15 protein-coding genes and 1 tRNA gene are annotated in these 23,287 nt (G+C 59.5%); 13 read left to right on the forward strand and 3 right to left on the reverse strand.

The window, feature by feature from the left end:
• Positions 1-268: 268 nt before the first annotated feature.
• The 8 genes from AACP59_RS06865 (at position 269) to AACP59_RS06900 (ending at position 11,897) form a co-directional block, all read left to right on the forward strand.
• The gene (locus AACP59_RS06865) at positions 269-2,017 is read left to right on the forward strand and encodes a glycoside hydrolase family 13 protein (RefSeq protein WP_370465994.1); all 1,749 of its coding nucleotides are present in this window, start codon (positions 269-271) and stop codon (positions 2,015-2,017) included.
• A gap of 274 nt (positions 2,018-2,291) precedes the next feature.
• Entirely contained in the window at positions 2,292-4,412 is a 2,121-nt protein-coding gene (gene malQ, locus AACP59_RS06870; RefSeq protein WP_339350450.1) for a 4-alpha-glucanotransferase, read from the forward strand.
• A gap of 263 nt (positions 4,413-4,675) precedes the next feature.
• The gene (gene dnaK / locus AACP59_RS06875; protein ID WP_297316648.1) at positions 4,676-6,562 is read left to right on the forward strand and encodes a molecular chaperone DnaK; all 1,887 of its coding nucleotides are present in this window, start codon (positions 4,676-4,678) and stop codon (positions 6,560-6,562) included.
• A gap of 1 nt (position 6,563) precedes the next feature.
• On the forward strand, positions 6,564-7,355 hold the full coding sequence (gene grpE / locus AACP59_RS06880; RefSeq protein WP_339350452.1) for a nucleotide exchange factor GrpE: 792 nt from the start codon (positions 6,564-6,566) through the stop codon (positions 7,353-7,355).
• A gap of 143 nt (positions 7,356-7,498) precedes the next feature.
• The gene (locus AACP59_RS06885; RefSeq protein WP_297316650.1) at positions 7,499-8,518 is read left to right on the forward strand and encodes a DnaJ C-terminal domain-containing protein; all 1,020 of its coding nucleotides are present in this window, start codon (positions 7,499-7,501) and stop codon (positions 8,516-8,518) included.
• A 121-nt stretch (positions 8,519-8,639) separates the two neighbouring features.
• Positions 8,640-9,209, forward strand: coding sequence for a heat shock protein transcriptional repressor HspR (locus AACP59_RS06890; protein WP_339350580.1), 570 nt, complete (start codon positions 8,640-8,642; stop codon positions 9,207-9,209).
• A 210-nt stretch (positions 9,210-9,419) separates the two neighbouring features.
• Complete coding sequence (locus tag AACP59_RS06895) at positions 9,420-11,057, forward strand: DEAD/DEAH box helicase (protein WP_339350582.1); 1,638 nt, start codon at positions 9,420-9,422, stop codon at positions 11,055-11,057.
• 183 nt (positions 11,058-11,240) lie between these two features.
• Positions 11,241-11,897, forward strand: coding sequence for a GntR family transcriptional regulator (locus AACP59_RS06900; RefSeq protein ID WP_339350455.1), 657 nt, complete (start codon positions 11,241-11,243; stop codon positions 11,895-11,897).
• A 12-nt stretch (positions 11,898-11,909) separates the two neighbouring features.
• Here AACP59_RS06900 and tkt read toward each other — a convergent pair whose 3' ends face one another.
• Complete coding sequence (gene tkt, locus AACP59_RS06905) at positions 11,910-14,012, reverse strand: transketolase (RefSeq protein WP_339350456.1); 2,103 nt, start codon at positions 14,010-14,012, stop codon at positions 11,910-11,912.
• A 231-nt stretch (positions 14,013-14,243) separates the two neighbouring features.
• On the opposite strand from tkt, the gene AACP59_RS06910 reads away from it, so the two are divergent.
• The 4 genes from AACP59_RS06910 to AACP59_RS06925 all read left to right on the forward strand — a co-directional run bounded on the left by AACP59_RS06910 (position 14,244) and on the right by AACP59_RS06925 (position 20,408).
• Entirely contained in the window at positions 14,244-15,644 is a 1,401-nt protein-coding gene (locus tag AACP59_RS06910; protein WP_297316653.1) for an MFS transporter, read from the forward strand.
• A gap of 110 nt (positions 15,645-15,754) precedes the next feature.
• The gene (locus AACP59_RS06915) at positions 15,755-16,855 is read left to right on the forward strand and encodes a mandelate racemase/muconate lactonizing enzyme family protein (protein ID WP_297316654.1); all 1,101 of its coding nucleotides are present in this window, start codon (positions 15,755-15,757) and stop codon (positions 16,853-16,855) included.
• A 1,063-nt stretch (positions 16,856-17,918) separates the two neighbouring features.
• Positions 17,919-19,076 carry a hypothetical protein gene (locus AACP59_RS06920; RefSeq protein WP_339350458.1) on the forward strand — a complete coding sequence of 386 codons (1,158 nt, stop codon included), beginning with the start codon at positions 17,919-17,921 and terminating at the stop codon, positions 19,074-19,076.
• A gap of 234 nt (positions 19,077-19,310) precedes the next feature.
• Positions 19,311-20,408 carry a DUF4854 domain-containing protein gene (locus tag AACP59_RS06925; RefSeq protein WP_339350460.1) on the forward strand — a complete coding sequence of 366 codons (1,098 nt, stop codon included), beginning with the start codon at positions 19,311-19,313 and terminating at the stop codon, positions 20,406-20,408.
• A 132-nt stretch (positions 20,409-20,540) separates the two neighbouring features.
• On the opposite strand, the gene AACP59_RS06930 is transcribed toward AACP59_RS06925, so the two are convergent.
• Positions 20,541-20,613 (reverse strand) — tRNA-Ala (locus AACP59_RS06930).
• Positions 20,614-20,803: 190 nt separating this feature from the next.
• Positions 20,804-21,511, reverse strand: a complete 708-nt coding sequence (locus AACP59_RS06935; protein ID WP_339350462.1) for a VTT domain-containing protein — start codon at positions 21,509-21,511, stop codon at positions 20,804-20,806.
• Positions 21,512-21,816: 305 nt separating this feature from the next.
• On the opposite strand from AACP59_RS06935, the gene AACP59_RS06940 reads away from it, so the two are divergent.
• A complete protein-coding gene (locus AACP59_RS06940; protein WP_339350464.1) occupies positions 21,817-23,256 on the forward strand; it encodes a glycoside hydrolase family 1 protein in 1,440 nt (479 codons plus the stop codon).
• Positions 23,257-23,287 lie beyond the last annotated feature (31 nt).

Consider the following 23,287-nt stretch of genomic DNA (forward strand, 5'->3'; position numbering starts at 1 on the left):
CACTGGTATTTGAGGTTAGACCGACCCACCGGTTGCTCCTTCGAGCACGGTGGGTCGGCTTTTCTGGTTGGCGTGTATGAGGCCAGAAGATACGAGGGGGTTGGGTATTCTGTATTCCCGTAAGGACGGTGTCCGCAAGGCATCGGCCGGTCGGCTGTCTGATGGGGGCGGACCCCGTCGAAACCTTTCACCGGCTCGCGCCGATATATGGAGACGGTACTTGGTTGTTCAAGCGAAGTTGATGGAAATGCACCGGAGGAGGATGGCAGTGGATACGGATGTGCTCGAAGACGACTGGTGGAAGCAGGCAGTGGTCTATCAGGTTTACCCTCGTAGCTTCAAGGACTCGGATGGAGACGGTCTGGGGGATCTGCCGGGAATCATCGATAAGATTCCCTATCTGAAAGCGCTCGGCATTGACGCGGTCTGGCTTTCCCCCTTCTACCCGTCGGCCTTGGCCGACGGCGGATACGATGTGATCGACTATCGCAATGTGGATCCCAGGCTGGGCACGATGGGCGATTTCGACTCCATGGCGGATGCCCTCCATGCAGCCGGCCTGAAGCTGATTGTCGATATCGTTCCCAACCACACCTCCAACCTGCATCCTTGGTTCCGGGAGGCCCTTGAGGCCGGACGTGGGTCCAGCGGGCGCGATCGGTATATCTTCAGGGAGGGGAGGGGCGACCATGGCGAACTCCCCCCGAACGATTGGCGGTCCCTCTTCGGTGGTCCTGCCTGGGAACGGGTGGATGACGGCCAGTGGTACCTGCACATCTTCGCCAGGGAGCAGCCGGATCTGAATTGGAAGGATCCTCGGGTTCATGAGGACTTCCAGCGGACCCTGCGATTCTGGTCGGACCATGGGGCCGATGGTTTCCGCATTGATGTCGCCCACGGCCTGGCCAAGGAGCTGGACGACAGGCCCCTGGACCAGATGGATCCCGGTGCGGTCGGGAATACCCTCTCCCACGATGGCACAAGTCCTCTCTGGGACCGCAACGAGGTGCACGACATCTACAGGGAATGGCGGGCTGTCTTTAACGAGTACCGACCGCCCCGTTTCGCGGTCGGCGAGGCCTGGGTGGTGCCCGAGCACCAGTATCGGTATGCCTCGCCGACGGAACTCGGCCAGGTATTCAACTTCGAGTTCGCCAAGGCGAACTGGAACCGGGAACAAATGGGCACGGCGATCCGCGAGGGTATGGAGGCTGCAGACAGATCCGGGTCGACCACGACCTGGGTCATGAGCAATCACGACATTCCCCGTCATGCGAGCAGGTACGGTCTTCCCCAGGTCGATGCCACGAATTATCACCAGCTGGCAAATGATTGGATCCTCCGTGACGGCCGCAGCTACCGCGAGGACAGGGCCCTGGGAACGCGGAGGGCTCGTGCCGCCATATTGATGGAACTGGCTCTGCCCGGATCGGTGTATATCTATCAGGGAGAGGAGCTTGGCCTGTTCGAGGTTCCCGATCTTCCCTGGGACCGTCTCGAGGATCCCACCGCCCGTCGTACCCATGGAAGCGCGACGGAGAAGGGGCGGGATGGTTGTCGCGTTCCCCTGCCGTGGAGTTCCGAGGACCAGCCTGAGTCGGCTCCCTGGCAGGCAACCTTCGGACAGGGCGGGTCCTTCGGGTTCTCGCCGGACACCAAGGAGGACGGTACACCCAGCGACGATCCGCACCTGCCGCAGCCCCTGTGGTTCAAGGACTTCTGCGTCGACCTTCAGGAGGGTGACGACTCGTCCATGCTGGCCCTCTATAGGAAGGCCCTGGCCCTGCGATCCGAATGGATGAAGAAGGACCTGGCTTCGGGGCTGGACCTCGAGGAGAGGAAGGATGATGTGCTGACCTTCCGGCGTGCGGATGTCTCTGGATCGGGTGGACTCGTCTGCATGACAAACTTCGGGACCAATCCTGTCCCCGTCCAAGACGGTTCCATTGTGCTGGCTTCGGGAGCGCTCCAGGAAGGGATGATTCCAACCGATACCACCGTCTGGATCCGCTTCTGATTTCCCTCCTTCTTGCTGCAATCGAGTGCAGTGAGAAGGAGAGAATTGACATTGTTTCGTGTCAAGCGGCATAATGACTAATATCAACTAATGACAACGATTGCAATAATGCAGTCAATAGAATATCGGACCTGCCGATTTTCTGATCTTGCTGTGCGACGTGTCCGAGTGGTCGAGTGATGAGGAGACGAGTGATGCCCTACGTGGGTGATGTCCATTGTGGTCATATGCAGACGCCGAAGACGACCTGTGAGATTTCGGATGGTGCCTCGTGGTGAGTGAACAGGAAACAAGGCGTTCCGCTGACAATGCCCTGCATGAGCTGGCCGAACTGTACGGTGTGGCTAGCGAGTATGAGGACCAGCAGGGCACCCCCCGGTACATAACGGATGATGTCCTGGTGCGCGTGCTGGGGGATTTGGGTGTTTCGGCGCGGGACGAGAAGGAGGTCTCCCGGTCGCTGAAGACAGCACGTCAGGAAAAGGCTGACGAGTTCTGCCCCCCGACGATTCTGCAGATCCTGGGCGAGGAGACCAGGGTGGAACTGGGCCGGGTCGATGGGCCTGTCACGGTTAGGCTGGTGCTTGAAGACGGCAGGGACATGTCTCGGTCGGTGCGGTGTGTCTCCTCGGTGCTTCTTGTCGGGGCCGATGTTCCGATGGGATATCACACCCTGTCGGTTTCCGATGGTGCGCATGGCGCCGATTCGACGCTCATCACCGCCCCACGGCGTATACCCCTGCCGCAATCCGTCGCCGACCATCCGAGGTGGGGATGGATGGCGCAGCTGTATTCCGTCAGGTCCAAAGATTCATGGGGCATCGGCGATTTCTGCGACCTGCAGCAGCTCTTGAAGGATGCGGCCTCCAAATCCGGGGCGGATTTCATGCTTATCAACCCGATTCATGCCTCGGAGCCCGTACCACCGCTGACGCCTTCTCCCTACTTCCCGGATTCCAGGACCTTCCTCAATCCCATCTATATACGGCCGGAGGCTATTCCCGAGTTCGCCAGGCTGGATTCCACCGACAGGGCACGCATTGCGGATCTGCTGGCCAAGATTGCTCCGACTGATGCGAATGCCAACGTTCTTGACAGGGATGGGTGCTGGGACAGCAAGCAGAAGGCGCTGAGAATCATCCACGACCAGGTAAAGCTGACACCTGAGAGGGCAAAGGAGTTCAAGGGATTCGTTCAGTCCGGTGGCGAGGAACTGGAGGGCTTCGCCTTGTGGTGCCTGGCTTATAGCTGGTGGGGGGCGCCCACCCAGGATGAAGGATCCTGGTTTCGTAGGGAGAGTCCGAGCTCCCCATCCATTCAGGACCTGAAGCAGGAACACCCTGATGACTTCGGCTTCTGTCTCTGGCTGCAATGGGTGGCCGATCAGCAGCTGAGCGCAGCACAGCGTACCTCCAAGGCGGTCGGCATGGCCGTTGGGCTGATGGAGGACATGGCGGTCGGGGTCAACCCGCTTGGTGCCGATGTCTGGTCCCATCCCAGCCGGTATGCTTCCGGGGCCACGGTCGGGGCGCCCCCTGATGCCTTCAACCAGCAGGGACAGAACTGGATGCAGCCGCCCCTGGATCCGAATGAGCTCAGGAAGAGCGGCTACCGCGCCTACAGGCAGCTGGTCCATGGCATGTTTGCGCATTGCGGGGCCATTCGAATAGACCATGCCCTGGGGCTGTTCCGGTTGTGGTGGATTCCGAACGGCTCGCCTGCAAGCCAGGGGACCTATGTGTACTATGACCACGATGCGATGCTCTCCATTCTGGCCATCGAGGCCACCCGTGTGCAGGGGATGGTCATCGGTGAGGACCTGGGCGTGGTGCCAAGGTTCGCTTCCAAGGCCCTGGCCGACCGCGGGGTTCTCGGTACGATCATCGAATGGTTCGAGCAGGCAGACGGGGAGTTTGTGGATCCTGCCCGCTACCGGACCTACGCCCTGGCTGCAGTGACGACCCACGATCTGCCGCCGACAGCCGGCTACCTGGAGTATGAGCACGTCAGGTTGCGTGAGGATCTGGGTCTGCTCGTCACATCTCCCGAGGAGTTCGAGCGTTCGGCCCGGCAGGAACATGCCGCGATGATCCGTTTCCTTGTTTCCCACGGCTGGTTGTCGCCTCGGGTGGCTGGGGACGAGGAGGGGCATCTGCAGGAAATCGTCGAGGCCATGCATCGTGCCATCGTCCACTCTCCCTGCCTGCTGAGAGTGGCCGCCTTGGTCGATGGTGTTGGTGAAAAGCGCTCGCAGAACCAACCGGGCACCGTCGACGAGTACCCGAATTGGCGTGTGCCCCTGGCTGACGGTGATGGAAAGGTCGTGTATGCGGATCAGGTCTTCGATCTTCCCCGCATCCAGTCCCTAGCCGCAGTAATGCGTGGGGAGGACTGAACCGGTGACCTCCTGAGTGGGATTGCTTCCTACGGGTTCCTGCATCATGACGGTTTCGACATCTTCTTCGGGGAACGGGAATAATAGTTGCCGAAAGAAGTTGAGTGATGTAGGCTCAAGTTTTGGAGTGGTCAGGATGGCTGCTTACCGGGGCCGACGGAGGTCGGCCATCGGGGCCACGAACGAAGCGCGAGTGGAAAACGTAGAAAGCAAGGGGTGCAGGCACAGGTCCTGCACCGGAACTCATCAGGAGGTAATGAGTTATGGCACGTGCAGTTGGCATTGATCTGGGAACCACCAATTCCTGCATCGCAACACTCGAGGGCGGAGAGCCCACGGTCATCGTGAACGCCGAGGGCGCCCGCACCACACCGTCGGTGGTGGCGTTCAGCAAGTCCGGCGAGATTCTGGTCGGCGAGGTGGCCAAGCGTCAGGCCGTCACCAACGTGGACCGGACCATCAGCTCGGTCAAGCGCCACATGGGCACCGATTGGTCGGTCGAAATCGATGGGAAGAAGTGGACCCCCCAGGAGATTTCGGCGCAGATTCTGATGAAGCTGAAGAGGGACGCCGAATCCTATTTGGGAGAGCCGGTCACCGATGCGGTCATCACCTGCCCCGCCTACTTCAACGACGCCCAGCGCCAGGCCACCAAGGACGCAGGCAAGATCGCGGGTCTGAACGTCCTTCGTATCATCAACGAGCCCACTGCGGCCGCTCTGGCCTATGGTCTGGAGAAGGGCAAGGAGGACGAGCGCATCCTGGTCTTCGATCTGGGTGGCGGCACCTTCGATGTCTCCCTGCTGGAGATCGGCAAGGATGACGACGGCTTCTCGACCATCCAGGTCCAGGCCACCAACGGCGACAACAAGCTGGGTGGCGATGACTGGGATCAGAAGATCATCGACTGGTTGGTCGGCGAGGTCAAGAACAAGTACAACGTGGACCTCTCCAAGGACAAGATCGCCCTGCAGAGGCTGAAGGAAGCGGCGGAGCAGGCCAAGAAGGAGCTGAGCTCCTCCTCCTCCACCAACATCTCCATGCAGTACCTGGCCATGACCCCCGACGGGACCCCCGTCCACCTGGACGAGACCCTGACCCGCGCACACTTCGAGGAAATGACCTCCGACCTGCTGGGCCGTTGCCGCACGCCCTTCAACAACGTGCTGCACGATGCCGGCATCTCCGTCCAGGACATCGACCACGTGGTCCTGGTCGGCGGCTCCACCCGTATGCCCGCCGTCAAGGACCTGGTCAAGGAACTGACCGGCGGCAAGGAAGCCAACCAGACCGTCAACCCCGACGAGGTCGTGGCCGTTGGCGCCGCCGTCCAGTCCGGCGTCATCAAGGGTGACCGCAAGGACGTCCTCCTGATCGACGTGACCCCGCTCTCCCTGGGCATCGAGACCAAGGGCGGAATCATGACCAAGCTGATCGACCGCAACACGGCCATCCCGACCAAGCGTTCCGAGGTCTTCTCGACCGCCGAGGACAATCAGCCATCGGTGCTGATCCAGGTCTACCAGGGTGAGCGCGAATTCGCCCGTGACAACAAGCCCCTGGGCACCTTCGAGCTGACCGGCATCGCGCCGGCTCCCCGTGGCATCCCTCAGATCGAGGTCACCTTCGACATCGATGCCAATGGTATCGTGCACGTCTCCGCCAAGGACAAGGGCACCGGCAAGGAGCAGTCCATGACCATCACCGGCGGATCCGCCCTGCCCAAGGACGAGATCGACCGGATGGTCAAGGAGGCCGAGTCCCACGAGGCCGAGGACAAGCAGCGTCGTGAGGATGCCGACACCCGTAACGCCGCCGAGTCCGCCGCCTACCAGACCGAGAAGCTGGTCAACGACAACAAGGACAAGATCTCCGATGAGGTCGCCAAGGAGGTCACCGACAAGGTCAACGCTCTGAAGGAGGCTCTGAAGGGTGACGACATGGACAAGATCAAGAGCGCCCAGAGCGAGCTGATGACCTCCGCCCAGAAGATCGGTGAGGCCCTCTACTCCCAGCAGGCGGCTGACCAGGCCGCTGGTGCACAGGGAGCCGCAGCGGCCGGGGCCGGCCAGGCTTCCGGTTCCTCCGATGACGACGTGGTTGACGCCGAGGTCGTGGACGACGATGACAAGAAGAAGGACGGCGAGTGATATGTCAGCCTTTGACAAGGATGACTATCTGACCGGCATGGATGATGCCGAGTCGCTCGAGGGCGATGCGGCCTCGTCCGGCCGGGCCGGGGGTTCCCCTGGCAGCGGGTCCGACCAGGATCCGAGTGAGGGCCAGGGCCGGCAGGACCCGACCGGGAATGATGGCACCCCCAAAGGATGCCACGCCGCCCAGTCGGACGAGGCGCAGGGCCAGGGGACCGATGGCCAGGCTTCCGGTGGCGCGGCCCCGGGCGACCAGGCCAAGGGCAGGCACCAGGTCCCGGAAGATGGTGATACCCCGGTCCGGGATCAGGAAGGTCGGAGCCAGGACGGCGATTCCGCCGATGACGATGGTCTGACCCCCCTGGGCAAGGCCAAGAAGGAGGCCGCCGACTACCTGGATGCCCTTCAGCGTGAGCGGGCCGAATTCGTTAACTTCCGCAACAGGACCAAGAAGGAACAGGACCTTTTCCGCCAGCACGGCATCGTGGATGTCCTCACTGCCCTCCTGCCCGCCCTGGACGACATCGATCGGATCCGGGAGCACGGCCAGATGGACGATTCCTTCCAGGCCGTGGCCAACAGGATCGACAAGACCTTCGAGAAGTTCGGGGTCGAGAAGTTCGGAGAAAAGGGTGAGGACTTCGACCCCACCAAGCACGAGGCCATCCTGCACAAGCCCGATCCCGAGGCCAAGAAGGAGACCGTCGATACGGTCGTCGAGGCCGGGTACCGGATTGGCGACAGGGTGATTCGGGCCGCCAGGGTGGTGGTGACGTCGCCCGGACAATAGGCGGCTGGTGATCGTGGACGATCCACACAGTGAATCGGCGCCCGGGCATGCGGCGGCGAGGCGGGCTGATTCCGCCCGCCGCCGCACGCACAGGTGGCGGTTCCTATCCGATATTCGTTTACTTATGAGGAAAGGAGACATGGATGGCTGAGAATGAATGGCTGAGCAAGGACTATTACAAGGTCCTTGGTGTCTCCAAGGACGCCAGCGATGCGGAGATCACCAAGGCATACCGCAAGCTTGCCCGCAAATACCATCCCGATCTCAATAAGACCAAGGAGGCCGAGGAGAAGTTCAAGGACATCTCCGAGGCCTACGACGTGCTCAGCAACAAGGAGCAGCGTCAGAAGTACGATGCCATCCGCCAGTTCGGCATGGGGGGCGCACGCTTTTCCGGGGGTTCCGGACAGGGAGGGTTCAGCACCGATGCCTTCTCCGACATCTTCGGCTCCATGTTCGGCGCAGGTGGCGCCCCGGGAGGCAGCAGGATCCGCTTCAGCACCGGAGGGGGTCAGCCCGACTTCTCCGACATCTTCTCCGCCTTCGGCGGGGGTGGGGCCCCGAGCGGCAACACGTCAGGCTATGGCGGGTATGAGACCCGGCAGGAGGCCAGGCCGGTCAAGGGTCGGGACCGCAACTCCTCGATCAGCCTCTCCTTCCGGCAGGCTGTAAAGGGTGCCACGGTCTCCCTGAGCGTGGGCGGGTCCAAGTTCAAGACCCACATCCCCGCCGGGGTGCGTAACGGGCAGAAGATCCGTCTGCCCGGCAAGGGCAGGCCAGGAAGCAATGGGGGCGCCAGTGGCGACCTCTACCTGCAGATCGAGGTCAAGCCCAGCACCCGCTTCAGCATGGACGGGCGCGATCTGGTCATGGACCTCCCGGTCACCGTGTCCGAGGCGGCCCTGGGAGCCAAGGTCCGGGCGCGCGATGTGGACGATCAGGTGGTCACCTTCAAGGTGCCGGCCGGGTCATCCAGCGGTGACCAGGTCAAGGTGGCCGGTCGTGGCGTCCAGGACAGGCGCGGCAACGGCGATCTGGTCGGCCGCATCCAGATACGGATGCCCGACAGGATCGGCATGGCCCAGAAGAAGGCCCTTCGGGAGTTCGCCAAGGCCAGCCAGGACTTCGATGCCCAGGTGGCCGATGACCGCCTGAAGATCTGAACGGGCTGGTATTCGACAGGAGTTATATCCGTTTCCCTTCCGGTTCCCGCCGGAAGGGCACCCGGTGGGGTCCGATGCATCGGACCGGATTGCGCCAGGGAAGGGAAAGGGGATGAAGGCCATGACGCGGATAGACAGGGAGACCCGGCATATGTACCTGGCCTGTGCCCAGGCCCTGGTCCGGGACGAGATGAATCTGGATGCGGCCGACGATGCCGGGATGGACATCGAGTTGCCGGTCTTCAGCGTGGGCCAGGTGGCCGACCTGGCCGATATCCACCCGCAGACCCTTCGCCAGTATGACCGCCTGGGCCTGATTGTGCCCAAGCGGACCGAGGGGGGAGCGCGACGCTACTCCCTGCGCGATCTGGACCGTTTGACCCGGGCCCAGCACCTGAGCCAGGACGAGTCCATCAATCTGGCGGGGGTGACCAGGATCCTGGCCCTGGCCGAGGAGAACCGACAGTTGCGTCGTCAGCTCAGGCGGACCAGGCAGGCCGAGGAGCCCAGCATGTTCGCTGCCGCAGCGGACGGCCGGGTGGTTGAGATCAAGCGTTCCGGCAGCGCCCGTCTCTGGCGCCAGGAGATCATGCACGAGTATGATCGGTACCCCAGCGGGGAACCCGTCCGGAGGGGCAAGAAGCCTGTATCCACCTCCAAGTCCCTGATCATATGGGGCATGCGTTCCTGATTCGTTGGTCGGGCTCGTGGTTCTGTGGTATTGTTGACAGGTTGGCCGGTTCTGTCCAGGAATGCAGACCAATCGTCGCCTGAATGCTGTGATTGCCGGGAAATGCTACGCGCTTCCGCGAAATCTTCTGCTTTGCTCGCGGCTCGCGGGCTGTCAACCGATATGCCCGTTGTTTTCCCATTTGAAAGGCTATCCTTGACTTCTCACGTCATGCCTGAAACTGCAACTTCATCCACACCAGCATCCAAGACCGGTACCAGCTTCGCCGATCTAGGCGTTCCCGAGGCCCTGGTCAGCGTCCTCGAGGCCGACGGGAAGACCGAGGCCTTCCCCATCCAGGAAGACACCCTGCCCGATTCCCTGGCCGGGCGCGACATTCTGGGCCGTGGCCGGACCGGATCCGGCAAGACCCTGGCCTTCGCGATTCCACTGGTGGCCCGCCTGGCCCTGGATAGGACCACCCTGCCCAAGGGGTCCAAGGAAGCCGACCGTGGCCGTGGCCGCAAGCCCCTGCCCCATCCGCGTGGCCTGGTCCTGGCTCCCACACGTGAGCTGGCCAACCAGATCGACGAGGTCCTGGCACCCCTGGCCAATGCCTACCACATGCGGACCTGCACCGTATACGGTGGGGTCAAACAGGGCCGTCAGGTCGATGCCCTCAAGCGCGGTGCCCAGATCGTCGTGGCCTGTCCGGGCCGTCTGGAGGACCTTCTTCAGCAGAAGGTGCTTTCCCTGGAATCAGTCAGCATCGCCGTCCTGGACGAGGCCGACGAGATGGCCGATATGGGCTTCCTCCCCGCCGTCGAGCGCATCCTCTCCCAGGTGAGGCCAGGCGGTCAGCGCATGCTCTTCTCCGCAACACTGGATCACGGGGTGGATGCCGTGGTCAGGCGCTTCCTCAGGAACGCCAAGGTCCACGAGGTGGATTCAGCCACCCAGCATGTGGATCAGATGACCCACCACATCTTCGAGACCACCCAGGATGCCAAGCATGACCTGGTCCGCCGTCTGGCCTCCGGCCAGGGAAAGCGCATTCTCTTCACCCGTACCAAGTTCCAGGCCAAGAAGCTGGCCAAGAACCTCATCACCAACGGGATCCCGACAGCCCAGCTGCACGGCAATCTTTCCCAGAACCAGCGTGACCGCAACCTGGAGGCCTTCTCCAAGGGTGATGTCCGTGTCCTGGTGGCCACCGACGTGGCCGCCAGAGGCGTCGATATCAGTGATGTGGACCTGGTGGTCCAGGTGGATCCTCCGGCGGACTCCAAGTCCTTCCTGCACCGTTCCGGGCGCACGGCCCGGGCCGGCAGGGCCGGCGACGTGGTCACCGTGGTCCTGCCCGATCAGCGGCGTGACGCCAAGCGGATGCTCCGTATGGCCCATATCGATGCCAAGCCCGTTCATGTCACCGCCTCCTCGTCCGAGGTCGACGAGCTGGTCGGCCAGGCGGCCGAACCAATTCAGGGCTGGTCCCTGGAATCCTCCACCCCAGGCCGATCAGGCGAGGGGCGCAAGGAGGGTTCCCGTGGTCGTTCCTCCGGTGCCCGTGGTCGTAGTCGCGACCGTGATCGGCGATCCCGCGATGGGGGACCCCGTCGGGGAGGCAACCGTCCGGCGCGCTCGCCTCGTAATGACGACTTTGCAAGCCAGGAGGGGCCCATTGATGCCCGCACTCGCAGAGGGCGTGGCCGAAACCGTCGTAAAGACGGCGCTGGTTGGTCGGAGGGGTCCGGGCGTGGTCGGAGGACCGGCCGTGACCGGACCTCCGGCAGGTCTGCCGGTTTCCGGCATGTACCACATCGGCATCATAACAGTTCCAATCCCTTCAGTTCCTCTCGGAGTCGCTGATTGGACCGGAACCCAGCAATGCGTCGGATCGTGGTAACTCTGACGTAGGTCGTTTCAGGTGTCATACTCGTCCAACACCCGTAGGGGAACTTTTCCGGGTGCCTGCTGATTGGTTTTCCGATGGCATAGCATCAGTACTGTTTGGTATTCTCCCGGAGAACATGTATGCAGGAAGGTAATTGGATGGAGACAAGCAAACGTAATCAGGCTTACGATTATTTGCGTAAACAGATTGTTTTCTGCAAAATGAGACCCGGAGACACCATTAGCGAGAAGATTGTTGCTCAAGAGCTTGGTTTCAGTCGGACTCCGGTCAGGGAGGCCATTAACAAACTGGTCGAAGAGGGGCTGGTGCAGGTATTCCCGAGAAAAGGTATCATTGTCAGTCAAATCTCCCTGCATGGTCTGAACGATATGCTGAACAGCCGCCTTTTGGTGGAGCCTTACCTGATGCACTGTGCCTTCGATAAGCTGGATTTGGAAGCTCTGCGAACATACAGGAAAGATGCTCTAAGCCGCGTTGAACGGGATTGTTTCGAAGTCGTTTCCATTCAGGATGACTTCGACTACAGTTTTCACATGTATTTTGCACGTCTGGCGGGAAACCGGTATCTCGAAGGTTTCATGGATACGCTGCTTGCTCTGAGCCAACGGACGCGCATATTCCTGCCATCCCAGCAGGAACGGAATGCAGCTTCCAACCGTGAGCATCTTGCAATCATCGATAGAGCCATTGCCGGGGATGAAGAGGGCGCGGTCCAGGCCATCCGCACCCATCTCGAAAACTCGCGGATCAGTTATATGGAGGCCAGCCAGGTGCAGGCTGACTATTTCTGCTGACCCCCATTGAAGTCAGAACACTCCCGAGGAGGCCAGTGACGCTTTTGCCGCATTGATTACATGGTCGGTGGTGATGCCGAAGTCGATCAGATTCTGTTCTCCTTCCCCCTGTAATCCAAAAGTCTCCACTGAAACAGCCTGACCGGCATCACCAAGATACCGATACCATGACAGGGCTAGACCAGCTTCGATGCTCACACGAGCCTTGACTGAGGTGGGCAAAACCCAATGACGGTATTCTTCTTCCTCCTCCTGGAACCACTCCATGCATGGCATTGAGACCACCCGCGCGTTGATTCCTTCCCTGGCCAGTGTCTCTGCGGCTTTGATGGCCAGCTGCACTTCGGATCCTGATGCCATCAGGATAAGGTCGATGTGTCCCGTCGGATCGCTCAGGATGTAGCCGCCATGGCGTACGCCTTCCCGTGCTCGTTCCGAAGTCTGCTGAAGATTGGGGAGCGGTTGTCTGCTAAGCACCAGTGCGGTCGGATGTGTATTGCCCTTTTCAAAAAAATGTCGGTAGGCTTCGGCCGTTTCAAATTCATCCGCTGGTCTGACAACCTCCAGATTCGGTATGGCCCGCATGGCGGCGAGGTGCTCGACCGGTTGATGAGTAGGACCATCTTGACCGAGTGCGATCGAATCATGCGTCCAGATGTACAGGTTGGGAATGTCCATCAATGCCGCCAGGCGGACCGCAGGACGTTCATAGTCGGAAAACTGGAAGAAGGTGCTGCCGAAAGGTCTGGTATCCGACCCGAGAAGGATTCCATTGGTGATGGCACCCATGGCGAACTCACGGACGCCGAAGTGTAGTTGCCGTCCGAATGGACTGGCTTCAGGACATTGTCGGGTGGCATGACAGGCTGGCGAGAATGAAGCTGCGCCATCTATATCGGTCATGCAGGCTCCTCCGAGGTCTGCCGATCCACCCCAAAGTTCAGGCATGATGGGCGCTACGGTGTTGAGTATCCGACCGGAGGCATGGCGTGTTGCGACATCCTCGCCGATTGTAAAGCTGGATTCCAGCGTGTCGATGGTGTCATCAAATTCCTCGGGCAGGTCGCCGTGATGGATCCTGTCATAAAGATCGGCCTTATCCGGGTTATCCATCCTCCAAGCCCTGTACAGTTGATCCCATCTTGCGTGGTCTTCGAGACCACGTTTACCGACCTGCCTGGCGTGGGCCAGTGCTTGTTGGTCCACTTGGAAGGTTTGATCCGGGTCCAGACCGAGGATGGATTTCAAACTCGCTACCGCTTTCTCGCCCAGGACAGATCCATGGGCTTTGGCCTCATTGGTCATGCCGGGAGTGGGCCAGGCCATCAGCGTGTCAACCTTGATGAACTTTGGTTTGTCGGTTATGGACTCCGCTCTGTTCAAGGCTTTGGACAGGGCGGATAGGTCTTCCTTGTAGGATCCATTGGGCTGAATGAAGCTGACGGTGTCCGTGTACCAACCGTAGGCATCAAATCGGGCAATCACGTCTTCATTGAATACCATGTCCGTGTCGCCTTCGATTTGGATATGGTTGGCGTCGAAGATGACGGTCAGGTTGTCCAAGGCCATGTTTCCGGCCAAGGAGCAGGCTTCGGACGTTACCCCCTCCTCCAGGTCCCCCTCCCCGCAAACCACCCACACCCTATGATCGAACGGCGATGCATCTCGCGCCGCATAGGGGTCCAGAAGGCCGCGTTCGTACCTTTGCCCACACGCGAAGCCAACCGCTGAAGCCAGTCCCTGTCCCAACGGTCCGGTTGTCATTTCCAATCCGGGTGTCACCCCCAATTCAGGGTGGCCGGGGGTCCTGGTCCGGGCGTCCGCCCGATAGTTCATCAGGTCATCCAATGTCAGACCGTATCCCGACAGGTAGAGCTGAAGATATTGAGCCAGCGAGGCGTGCCCTCCTGACAGGATGAATCTATCCCGTCCCGGCCAGTCCGGATCGGCGGGGTCATGCCGGATATACCTTTGATAGAGGGTGTAGACGATCGGCGCCAATGAAATTGCCGAACCGGGATGTCCGTTACCTGCCTGTTCCACAGCGTCAGCCGTCAGGGCCTTGGCCATATTGATGGCCCGTCTGTCCAAATCATTCCACGTTGCATTAACCATCACTTGTTAGCCGCCTTTCGCGGGTATGTTTCCCAAGGCTTCGTTTTCCTGGTGTCGGGAGCATCGGTGCCGTTCTGCTGAATGGGTAAGCCGCCTGAATATCGCAAATTGACATCAACGTCGAACAGCTTTAATATATCAGAAGTATTTCAGAGTTGCAAAGTGGCAATGCAGTAATACCCGGCGCAGTTGCCGGTGATACCGCACTGGAGTCATTAACGGAGGAGATCAATGACGGATCTATCGATTTATGAGACCTTGGATCATGCCAAGGCCATTCTTGACCGGCAGGAGGCCAAGCATGCATCGCGCGCCGGCTGGCTTATGGTTACGGCGCTGCTGATTGAATCCTGGGATATTTACTCCATGTCCTTCATCATGACCCATCTGAAGGATGTTTTCCACCCCAGCAGCTTCCTTCTGGGCTTTGCAGCTGCAGGTACCCAGTTAGGTGCCATCATTGGTTCGATCCTTGGTGGTTGGCTTACCGACAAGTTCGGTCGTCGGAATATATTCCTGGCATCAATGAGTATGTTTGCTCTTTGCGCTGTTCTTCAGGCCCTTTCCCCCAATATGTGGGTCTTGGCCATCATCCGCTGCTTTGCTGGTTTGCCAGTGGGCGCTGATGTGGCTAATGGATTCACCTACATGATGGAGATACTGCCCAAAGGCAAACGAGAGATTATGGGTAATCGTTGGCAGTTCATGTTTTCCTTGGGTATCCTCTGCGCCATCCTTTTGGTGACCGCGTTCGAACTGAGCAAGATACCGGCCAATCTGACCTGGCGATTCGTTCTGGCTATTCCAGCGATTCCGGCTGGTCTGCTTCTTCTTGTCCGTTCGGGCCTGCCCGAGACCCCGGTATGGTTGGTCGAGCATGGCGACTTCGTCAAGGCTCGCAAGGTGGCCGATGACTATTACGGCAAGGATGTCCTGGCAGGCGTGATTCCTGATCACGATGTCAAGATTCCTCAGCCTACATGGGGAGAGGCCATAAGAGACCTTTTCAGCGACGACTTCAGTCGGAAGAGCACGATTTTCGCTTGGATCTCCTGCTTTGTACAGGCGTTTGAGAATTATTCGTTCTCCTTCTATCTGCCAACCATCCTGGCGGGTCTGGGTATTGCAACGCTGGTGCAGAACAACATGGCCATGTTCGCCGTTTATGTGCTTGCGGCCATCTCGGCTTTCGTGGGACCGTTGACTTTACCGCGTCTTGGCCACAAGGGTTTGAGCGAGTGGGGATTCGGCTTGGTGACCATTGGTATATTGGTTATGGTCTTCGGGATTACCAGGACCAATATGGCAATCATCATTATTGGCTCCGGAATCATGCTTTGGGGACATTACTGGTCATCCGAAAGCGGTATGACAATAGCGTCCTTAGTGGCTAAGCCCGCCTATCGTGGTGCAGCTTCGGGTATCGCTTATGTATTTGTCAAGCTGGCATCTTTCCTCACGTTGTGGGTCTTCCCCACTCTCTATGACAAGTTGGGGGTTCCCAAGGCGACGCTCTTGATTGCCATTGGACCCGTCATCGCCTTCCTGGCTGCCGTTTTCGTCCTGCCGGAGACGTTCGGACATGCCGTCAATGCGGAGGTAATCAGGTCTGCCGAGGCTGCAGAAGACTAATTCCCTAACCTTGCGGTCCTATCCGCTGTTTACTTGACTGGTCTGGGAGAGAACAATCAACTTGGGATAGGTCCGCCATATAAATGTCAACAATCAGAAAGGAATCTCCCATGTTTGAAGTCCCCGCGATAAAGAGCGTCAAGCTCACCACTGCACGTGTACCGTTGCCGGAAGGCCCTTGGGGCGACCAGATTCACCATGTCGAGAACATCGAGGTGATTGTGGCCGATGTCACCGGGGACAATGGAGTGACCGGTACTGGTTTTAGCCATACCTCGGGTTGGTGCGGAGCTACTATAGCGACCTTGGTCAAGGAGATGATCCCCGATGTGATAGGGCTGCCTGTTTCGCCAAGGGCCCTGTGGAACCGTTCTTACAAGTACATTCATGATGTCGGCGGGGCTGGGGTAACGACCCATGCCCTATCCTCGTTGGATATTGCCTATTGGGACCTCTTGTCCAAGTCCTTGGACATCTCCTTGTATGACATGCTGGGTAAAGTGCGCGACAGGGTTCCACTGTACGGTTCGGGCATTAATCTGAATCTCTCCATCGACGAGGTTATCGAGCAAGTCAAGCGTTGGAAGGCCAAAGGCTACATTGCCGCCAAAGTCAAAGTGGGTAAGCCGGATATCGAGGAAGACGTCGAGCGGCTCAAGGCCATTCAGGAGGCTGTACCTGGATACCCGCTGGCTGTGGATGCGAACCAGGGTTGGAATCTTCCCGCAGCCTTGCGTGCATTCAAAAAGTTCGACGACCTCGATCTGTTGTGGATTGAAGAACCGCTTCCGTCCGACGATATCGTCGGGCATAAGGTTTTGCGTGAGCGGGTGAACACGCCTATGGCCATGGGGGAGAATATATACAATCTGAACCAATTCAACCAGTATTTCTCGCAGGGATCCTGTGATTACGTACAGGCCGATCTGGGACGAGTCGGAGGGATAACGGGATATCTCGACATCGCTGCTGCAGCGCGTGCTTATAACCTGCCTATGACTCCCCACTTTGTTTTCGAGTTAAGTGCCAGTCTGCTCTCCACCATCCCCAATGTCTACGCCTCGGAGGTTACCGATGGTGGTACATGGAGCGATTTACGCATCTTCAAGTCATCCGGTCATGTTGACGAGGATGGTTTCTGGGTTCCTCCGTCCGGACCGGGCCATGGTATCGAGGTCGATCGGGATTATCTGGATGACCACCGCTTCTAGTCATCTTTGAAATACACCGATTTCATGTCCCCATCCCGGTTGAGAACAGGCCGGGATGGGGTACGTCTGGAAAAGTATCTGGACAACAGGCAACCATGGGTGGAATCATTGTAAACAGGTCGGAACTCACGGATTAATGGACCATATGCTAATCACAGCCGCAGGACCGATTTTCCTGTTTTCAACTTCTGCACGATGGAGGATTCTGCGCAGATCATAAACACGATTCCGAGAGATTAACTGTTCTTGTCTTCAAGGGGCATTCTGTCCGATTTGGCGACTGGGTGGAACTCTTTCGGCAATTGTAATGTGCTCAGCACAACACTGTGGGGCATGATTTCCCTTGTCGTCTCCTGCAATTGGTCTGACGGTGAGGTTTTTTTTTTTGCTTCCGTTGCATGACAACCTCTTCCAGAACCAGCGTGACCACAACCTGGAGGTGGCCGTCCGGCGCCCATGCCGTGATGATGACTTTGCATCGGGCCACGAGTGGCCCATTGATGCCCGAACCCTCACAAGTCGTGAAGGAAGACGTCGTGGAGACGGTGCCACTGGGTCGGGGGGATTCGGACGTGACCCAGGGTGGTCGCCGGAACGGTCGGGGTGCCGGTCGTCACCGGACTTCCAGCAGGTCCGTCGGCTTCCGGCACGGACCACATCGACATCGCAGGGCCTCCAATCCCTTCCGTTCCTCCCGAAGTCGCTGATTGAACCAGGGGGGCCGGGTCATACCAGTACAGGCGACCCGGCCCCCTTGCATATCGCCCAGAGCAGCACGGCATCTTCAGCCCAAGAGCGATACGACGCCTGGCATCGGTACCTCGAGGGATGCAGGCGAGAAGGAACGGTGGGCGACGGTTCGCGAAGCTTGAGCAATGATGGTTTCGGCAGCCAAGATTCGTACCACGGCGAGACGGTCGGCAATCCTGACTGTGGGCATCCGGGCGTTCAGATGAGTCTACGACTGGTGGGGGCTCCCGGACGCATAACTGATACCCTTGATGACCACGAGAAGGTGTCCTGATCGGGATTCCTGTCGGAGCACTGGAAGAAAGAGATGCTGATGAATACTGACCCGAACCACGACCCCCAGGATCCCAATCCTGTAATAGGTGAGGACCAGGCTGGGGTTGCCCCCGGCCAGGCCTCGGCGGCCCCCTCCGATCAGACTCCGGAGCCAAGCACTGATTTCGTTGTCATGGTGGATGGGCAGACAGTTGAGAGCGAAGCTGGACAGGACTCCCCGTCATCCCCTATCGGTGAGGAGCCCCAAGAGGTTGCTGTGATCGGTACCGATTCGTCGGTTTCCCGATCTGATACGCCCCAGGCGGGCCAGCAGTCCGATCCTTCCCGGGTCGATGCCCAGCCCGCTGCCTTGCATACCGATTCGCAGCCGGGTACTGCTGAGACGGATCCTCAATCCGTGGCCCCCCAATCGGCAGATTCACCGGAGGGCTATCAGTTCGGCCCCCAGCGTGCCGACCCGGCGTATGATGCTTCGCAGGCTGGTTCTCAATTTGATTCCCAACAGTTTGAGCCGCCACAGACCGGTCCGCAGTTCGATGCCTCTCAGGCTGGTTCCCACCAGGCGGTTGGGCCACAGTTCACCCCCCTACCTGGTGCTGTTCCAGTAGGCGTGCAGCCTCAGCCCGAGGTTCCACAATTCGGTGCACAACCTCCCGCTTCGCAGTTCGGAGGACCGCAGGGTGGGCAGAATCCCATCCCTGGAGGGCAGGCCTATCCTGCACCGGCGCCATACCCTGCTCCGAATCCGTATATGGCCCAGAACCCGTATGCGGGTCAGTTCCCGCAAATGGCCCCGCCGATTCAGCAGGACAGCGGCAAGGCGAGTGGTCTGGCCATCGCATCCTTGATTCTGGCCATCCTCTTCTGGCCCATCGGTCTGATGGTTTCCATCATCAGCGTTTGCCTCTCATCCGGCCGCGAGAACAGGACCAGTAGGATCCTGTCCCTTGTCGCCTTGGGAATCTCCCTGCTGGTATTCCTGTTCAACGTCATCATATTCGTCGTGGTGTTCCACAGCACGGTGGATTTCTTTGAGAATCATATACCGGATCTTATTGATCAGTCCTATTCCCAGACTGCCGATGACAATGGACAGGATGATGGCGAGGACCGGGAGAGCGGCCTTCGGTATTCCGAACATGCTGCAATCGACCCCATCTGCGATCTGACCAACGGTCTGGAGTTCATCGCCTAGGAGTGTTCGGAAGACGGTCCTGGTCCAGCCGCGGAACAATCCTTGCGACGTCGTGATCATATGGGATTCAGGGCCGTAGCCCCGACTCGAATGAGATATGGGTTCGGCCGTCGTCCTCGCGGTTCCGGGATGGTAGTATTTCCTGGAGAGTATTGGATATCGCAGTATATAACTCTTGACAAGTCATTGATGGTATATACCGGCTGAAGTGTGCCCCGGGAAGAGAGAATGATTATGAGCGACGATGCGCAGAATACAGGTACTCCCGGGTTCAATGGTCCGGGTCCGGACAACCGGGACTCTGAGAATGACCGGCTCTCGGGTGCGGGACAGTCGGGATACAGGCGGCAGGCAGATCCCACCCCGGACAATCCGATGCCGGGCACGCCTTATGAGCCGCCGGCTGCGGTGCCGGAGCAGCCTGCTCAGACCTATGGTCGGCCGGACTATGGAGCAACCCCGACTCCGGGCCGGCAGCAGACGCAGTATTACAACAGCCCGCAGGCACAGCCTTCTGGGTCCATGCCGGGTCAACCGACCCCGGGAATGCCTCCGGCCCAACCGATTCCGGGTGCCCCCATGCCGCAGGGCCAGCCCTTCGCCCCCCAATATCAGCCCCAGGGTTATCAGCAGCCGTTTTATGGGCAGGGCTCCACGGATGAGTCCTACAGTGGCCTGTCGATCGCGGCCATCATTACCGCCGTTCTTTTATGGCCGGTTGGCCTGATCCTGTCAATCGTCAGTCTTTTCACCTTGCGCAAGGACGGGCGGGAAAAAGGCAGGGGCTTGTCGATCGCCGCCTTGATCGTCTCCATCGTCATCGGGATTGTTTCGATTCTGCTGGTGGTGGAAGGGGTGCACTTCGTTGATCGTCTTGTCTCGGATGCACAGAGTCAGGCACAATCGCAGTATTCTGCGCCTACGGATGAAGGCGATGGTTCCGCCGATACACAATCGGGGACATCCAAGCATTACAAGAGCATTCAGGACTGGCTCGACCACTCTCCGCGTGGCAGGCAAGCCACGAAAGAGCTAAGGAAACAGAAGGAACAGGGCAACGAGGATGGATACGCTGTCGAGCTGAAGGACGGTGGCGACCAGAAGCTGGTTATGGATATAACCTATGAAGATTCATCCAGTGATGAATCAGACAGCTCTGGTGTAGATATGACGGATGCGATCATGGACGCATTCGAGCCGACCATGAAAGCCCTGGCGCTCTCGCTTCAACAGGAGGGGTTCGATCACCCGACCGTTGAGCTGCTCTTGCACAGTCCCGACAACTCATTCCAGCGTAGCGCCACCTATGACACGGATGGCAAGATTTCCTAACAGGAAAGCCCAAGCTGCCGACGCGAAGAGGTGAAAGACGTCTGCGGGCCGCATTGAGGATCTGCAGGCGTCATTTGTACCAGGCGCATTCAGGGAAACAGACAAGCACAGGTTAGATGGTCGATGGACCTGTGGAGCTGAGGGTAGTCGAAACCCCGACCTCTTCGATGCGAACGAAGCGCTCTACCAACTGAGCTACAGCCCCAGGCGTTGCCCGACCATAGCCGAACAACAGATGATACTTTAGCGCGGGGCCCTCCCAAACGCAATTCAATACGGGGAGGGGCGGCGGATAAGGAGGGTTCCCGTCTGCATGTCTGCGGTTCTTCCTTGTGAAGGGGCCCATGCCGGCGCGTGAGTAGCCTCCCTATAATTACAGCGCGGGAAGTCGGGTGTCACTCCATCCGGTTTACCGCCTCCTCTGTCTCTTCCTTTTCGTCGGCCTCGGTCTCCTTGCCCTTCCTGCCGAACCTGGCCCTGATGAGGCCGATGACGGTGGGCAGGACGGAGATGACCAGAATGAAGATGACGACCAGCTCGAAGTGCTCCTGAACGGCCGGAATACCACCGAAGAAGAAGCCCAGGAGGGTGAAGACGGTGGACCAGACCAGGCCGCCCAGAACGCTGAAGGGCGTGAAACGCCGCCACTTCATACCCGAAATGCCGGAGATGAAGGGCATGAAGGTCCTGATGAAAGGAAGGAAACGGCCCAGGACGACGGCCAACGGACCCCACTTGTCGATCAGGTTCTCGGTTCTGGCGATCCGCTCAGGTGTCAGTGACCTGACCCTACCGGAACGGACGATGGCCCGCCCGAAGAAGTGCCCGATGAAATAGTTGCTCTGGTCGCCGACGATGGGGGCCAGCCATACGATGGGCAGGAGGACATCCAGCTTGAGACCGCTGGAGGGGTCGTGGGCGAAGACACCGGCCGCAAAGAGAAGGGAGTCCCCGGGCAGGAAAGGCATGAAGACCACGCCGGTCTCGACGAAGATAATCAGGAAGATGAACGCATAGGTAGGCCCCAGGCCCATGGCGATCCATCCGGCGATGGCGCTGCGAGGGTCCTTGAGCAGGTTCAAGAGCCAGTTGATGACACCCATGTGTGAGGCCGTCCCGTCCGTTGAAGTTCGAGTAATGCAAAACCGACTCACACTCTAACAAGGCGGACCCGTGTTCGTCAGTCATGGCGGACATTCCTTGCGGGGATAACACAACCGACCGGCTGCCCGGATGCGAGGAATCGGGAAATCAATGCCAAACGGTATGCCTTGTGGAAAGTCGGACTTCGGTATCGGATAAGGTGGGGAAGGCAATATCGATTTCATGGTAGAAACCGTGTGAGGTTTCCGGCTCCATGTACAGGGACGCAGGAAACGGAGCGGACATCCGCAAGGGAAAGGTAAGTATGAGCGATACGCATAGATTTGAATTGCCGGCGGACTTTACCTGGGGAACGGCCACCGCCTCATTCCAGGTGGAGGGGGCCGCCAGGGAGGACGGCCGCGAGGATTCCATCTGGGATACCTTCTGCCGCGAGCCGGGGAGGATCCTGGATGGGTCCAACGGGGACCAGGCCTGTGACGAGTACCATCGCTACCCCGAAGACATCTCCCTGATGAAGGAGATGGGGGTGGGGGCCTACCGTCTCTCGGTGGCCTGGCCGCGCATCTTCCCCAGCGCCCAGGGCAGGTTGAACCAGGCCGGACTGGACCACTACCGGAGAGTTCTGGACATGCTGCGCGACCAGGGCATCAAGCCGGTGGTGACCCTCTACCACTGGGATCTGCCCCAGTACCTCCAGGATGCAGGCGGCTGGCCCAACCGGGATACGGCCAAGCGCTATGCCGAGTATGCCGGTGTCCTGGCCCGAGCCTTCGGTGATTCGGTGGATACCTGGACCACACTCAACGAGCCATGGTGCACGGCCTATCTGGGGTACGGCAACGGTGCCCATGCGCCGGGAATACGGGATTACGACCGGGCCCTGGCAACTGTTCACCACCTGAACCTGGCCCACGGTCTGGGTGCCCAGGCCATCCGGGCGGAGCTGGGTGACAAGGCTTGGGTTTCGGTCACCCTGAACCTGCAGGTGAACCGGGCCGAGTCGGGAAGCGAAGAGGACCTGGCGGCCAAGACCCGGGCGGACCTCTTCGCCAATGAGGTCTGGCTTGGCCCCATGCTTGCCGGGACCTATGACCAGCGCATCAGGGAGGCGGCCCAGGGAATCACCGACTGGCGGTTCGTGCGGGAGGGAGACCTGGAAACCATCCATCAGCCTCTGGATGTGCTCGGTATCAACTATTACTCAACCAACCATGTACAGGCAAGACGGATCGGTGAGGGTTCAACCCAGGCCGGTGTCGGCCCCCAGGGCAGTCTGCCCGACCAGGAGGCCAACGCCATGCCTGCCCAGGAGTCGGTGGAGACACTGCCTCCCCGGGGTGAGCTGACTGCCATGGGATGGAACCAGGAACCCCGGGGGTTGACCGACCTCCTGCTTGAGGTTTCCCATCGTTTCCCCGACCTGGACCTGATGGTGACCGAAAATGGTTCGGCCTGGGAGGATGAGGTCAGCCCGGATCCTTCCCAGCCCGGTGGGAAGATTGTGCACGATCCCAAGCGGGTGACCTACTTGGAGCAGCATGTCAGGGCCGTGGCCAAGGCCATCCAGGATGGCGCCAGGGTCACCGGCTACTTCGCATGGTCCCTCCTCGACAACTTCGAGTGGGCCCTGGGCTACACCAAGCGGTTTGGACTGATCCGTGTGGACTACCCGACACAGGAGCGGATCTGGAAGGATTCCGGCCGCAGATATGCGCGGATCGTCAAGGATAATGCCATCTGAGTAGGAGACTTCCGTATAGGCCCGGTGCATC

The organism is Bifidobacterium indicum, from assembly GCF_036987015.1.
Lineage (GTDB): Bacteria > Actinomycetota > Actinomycetes > Actinomycetales > Bifidobacteriaceae > Bombiscardovia > Bombiscardovia indica.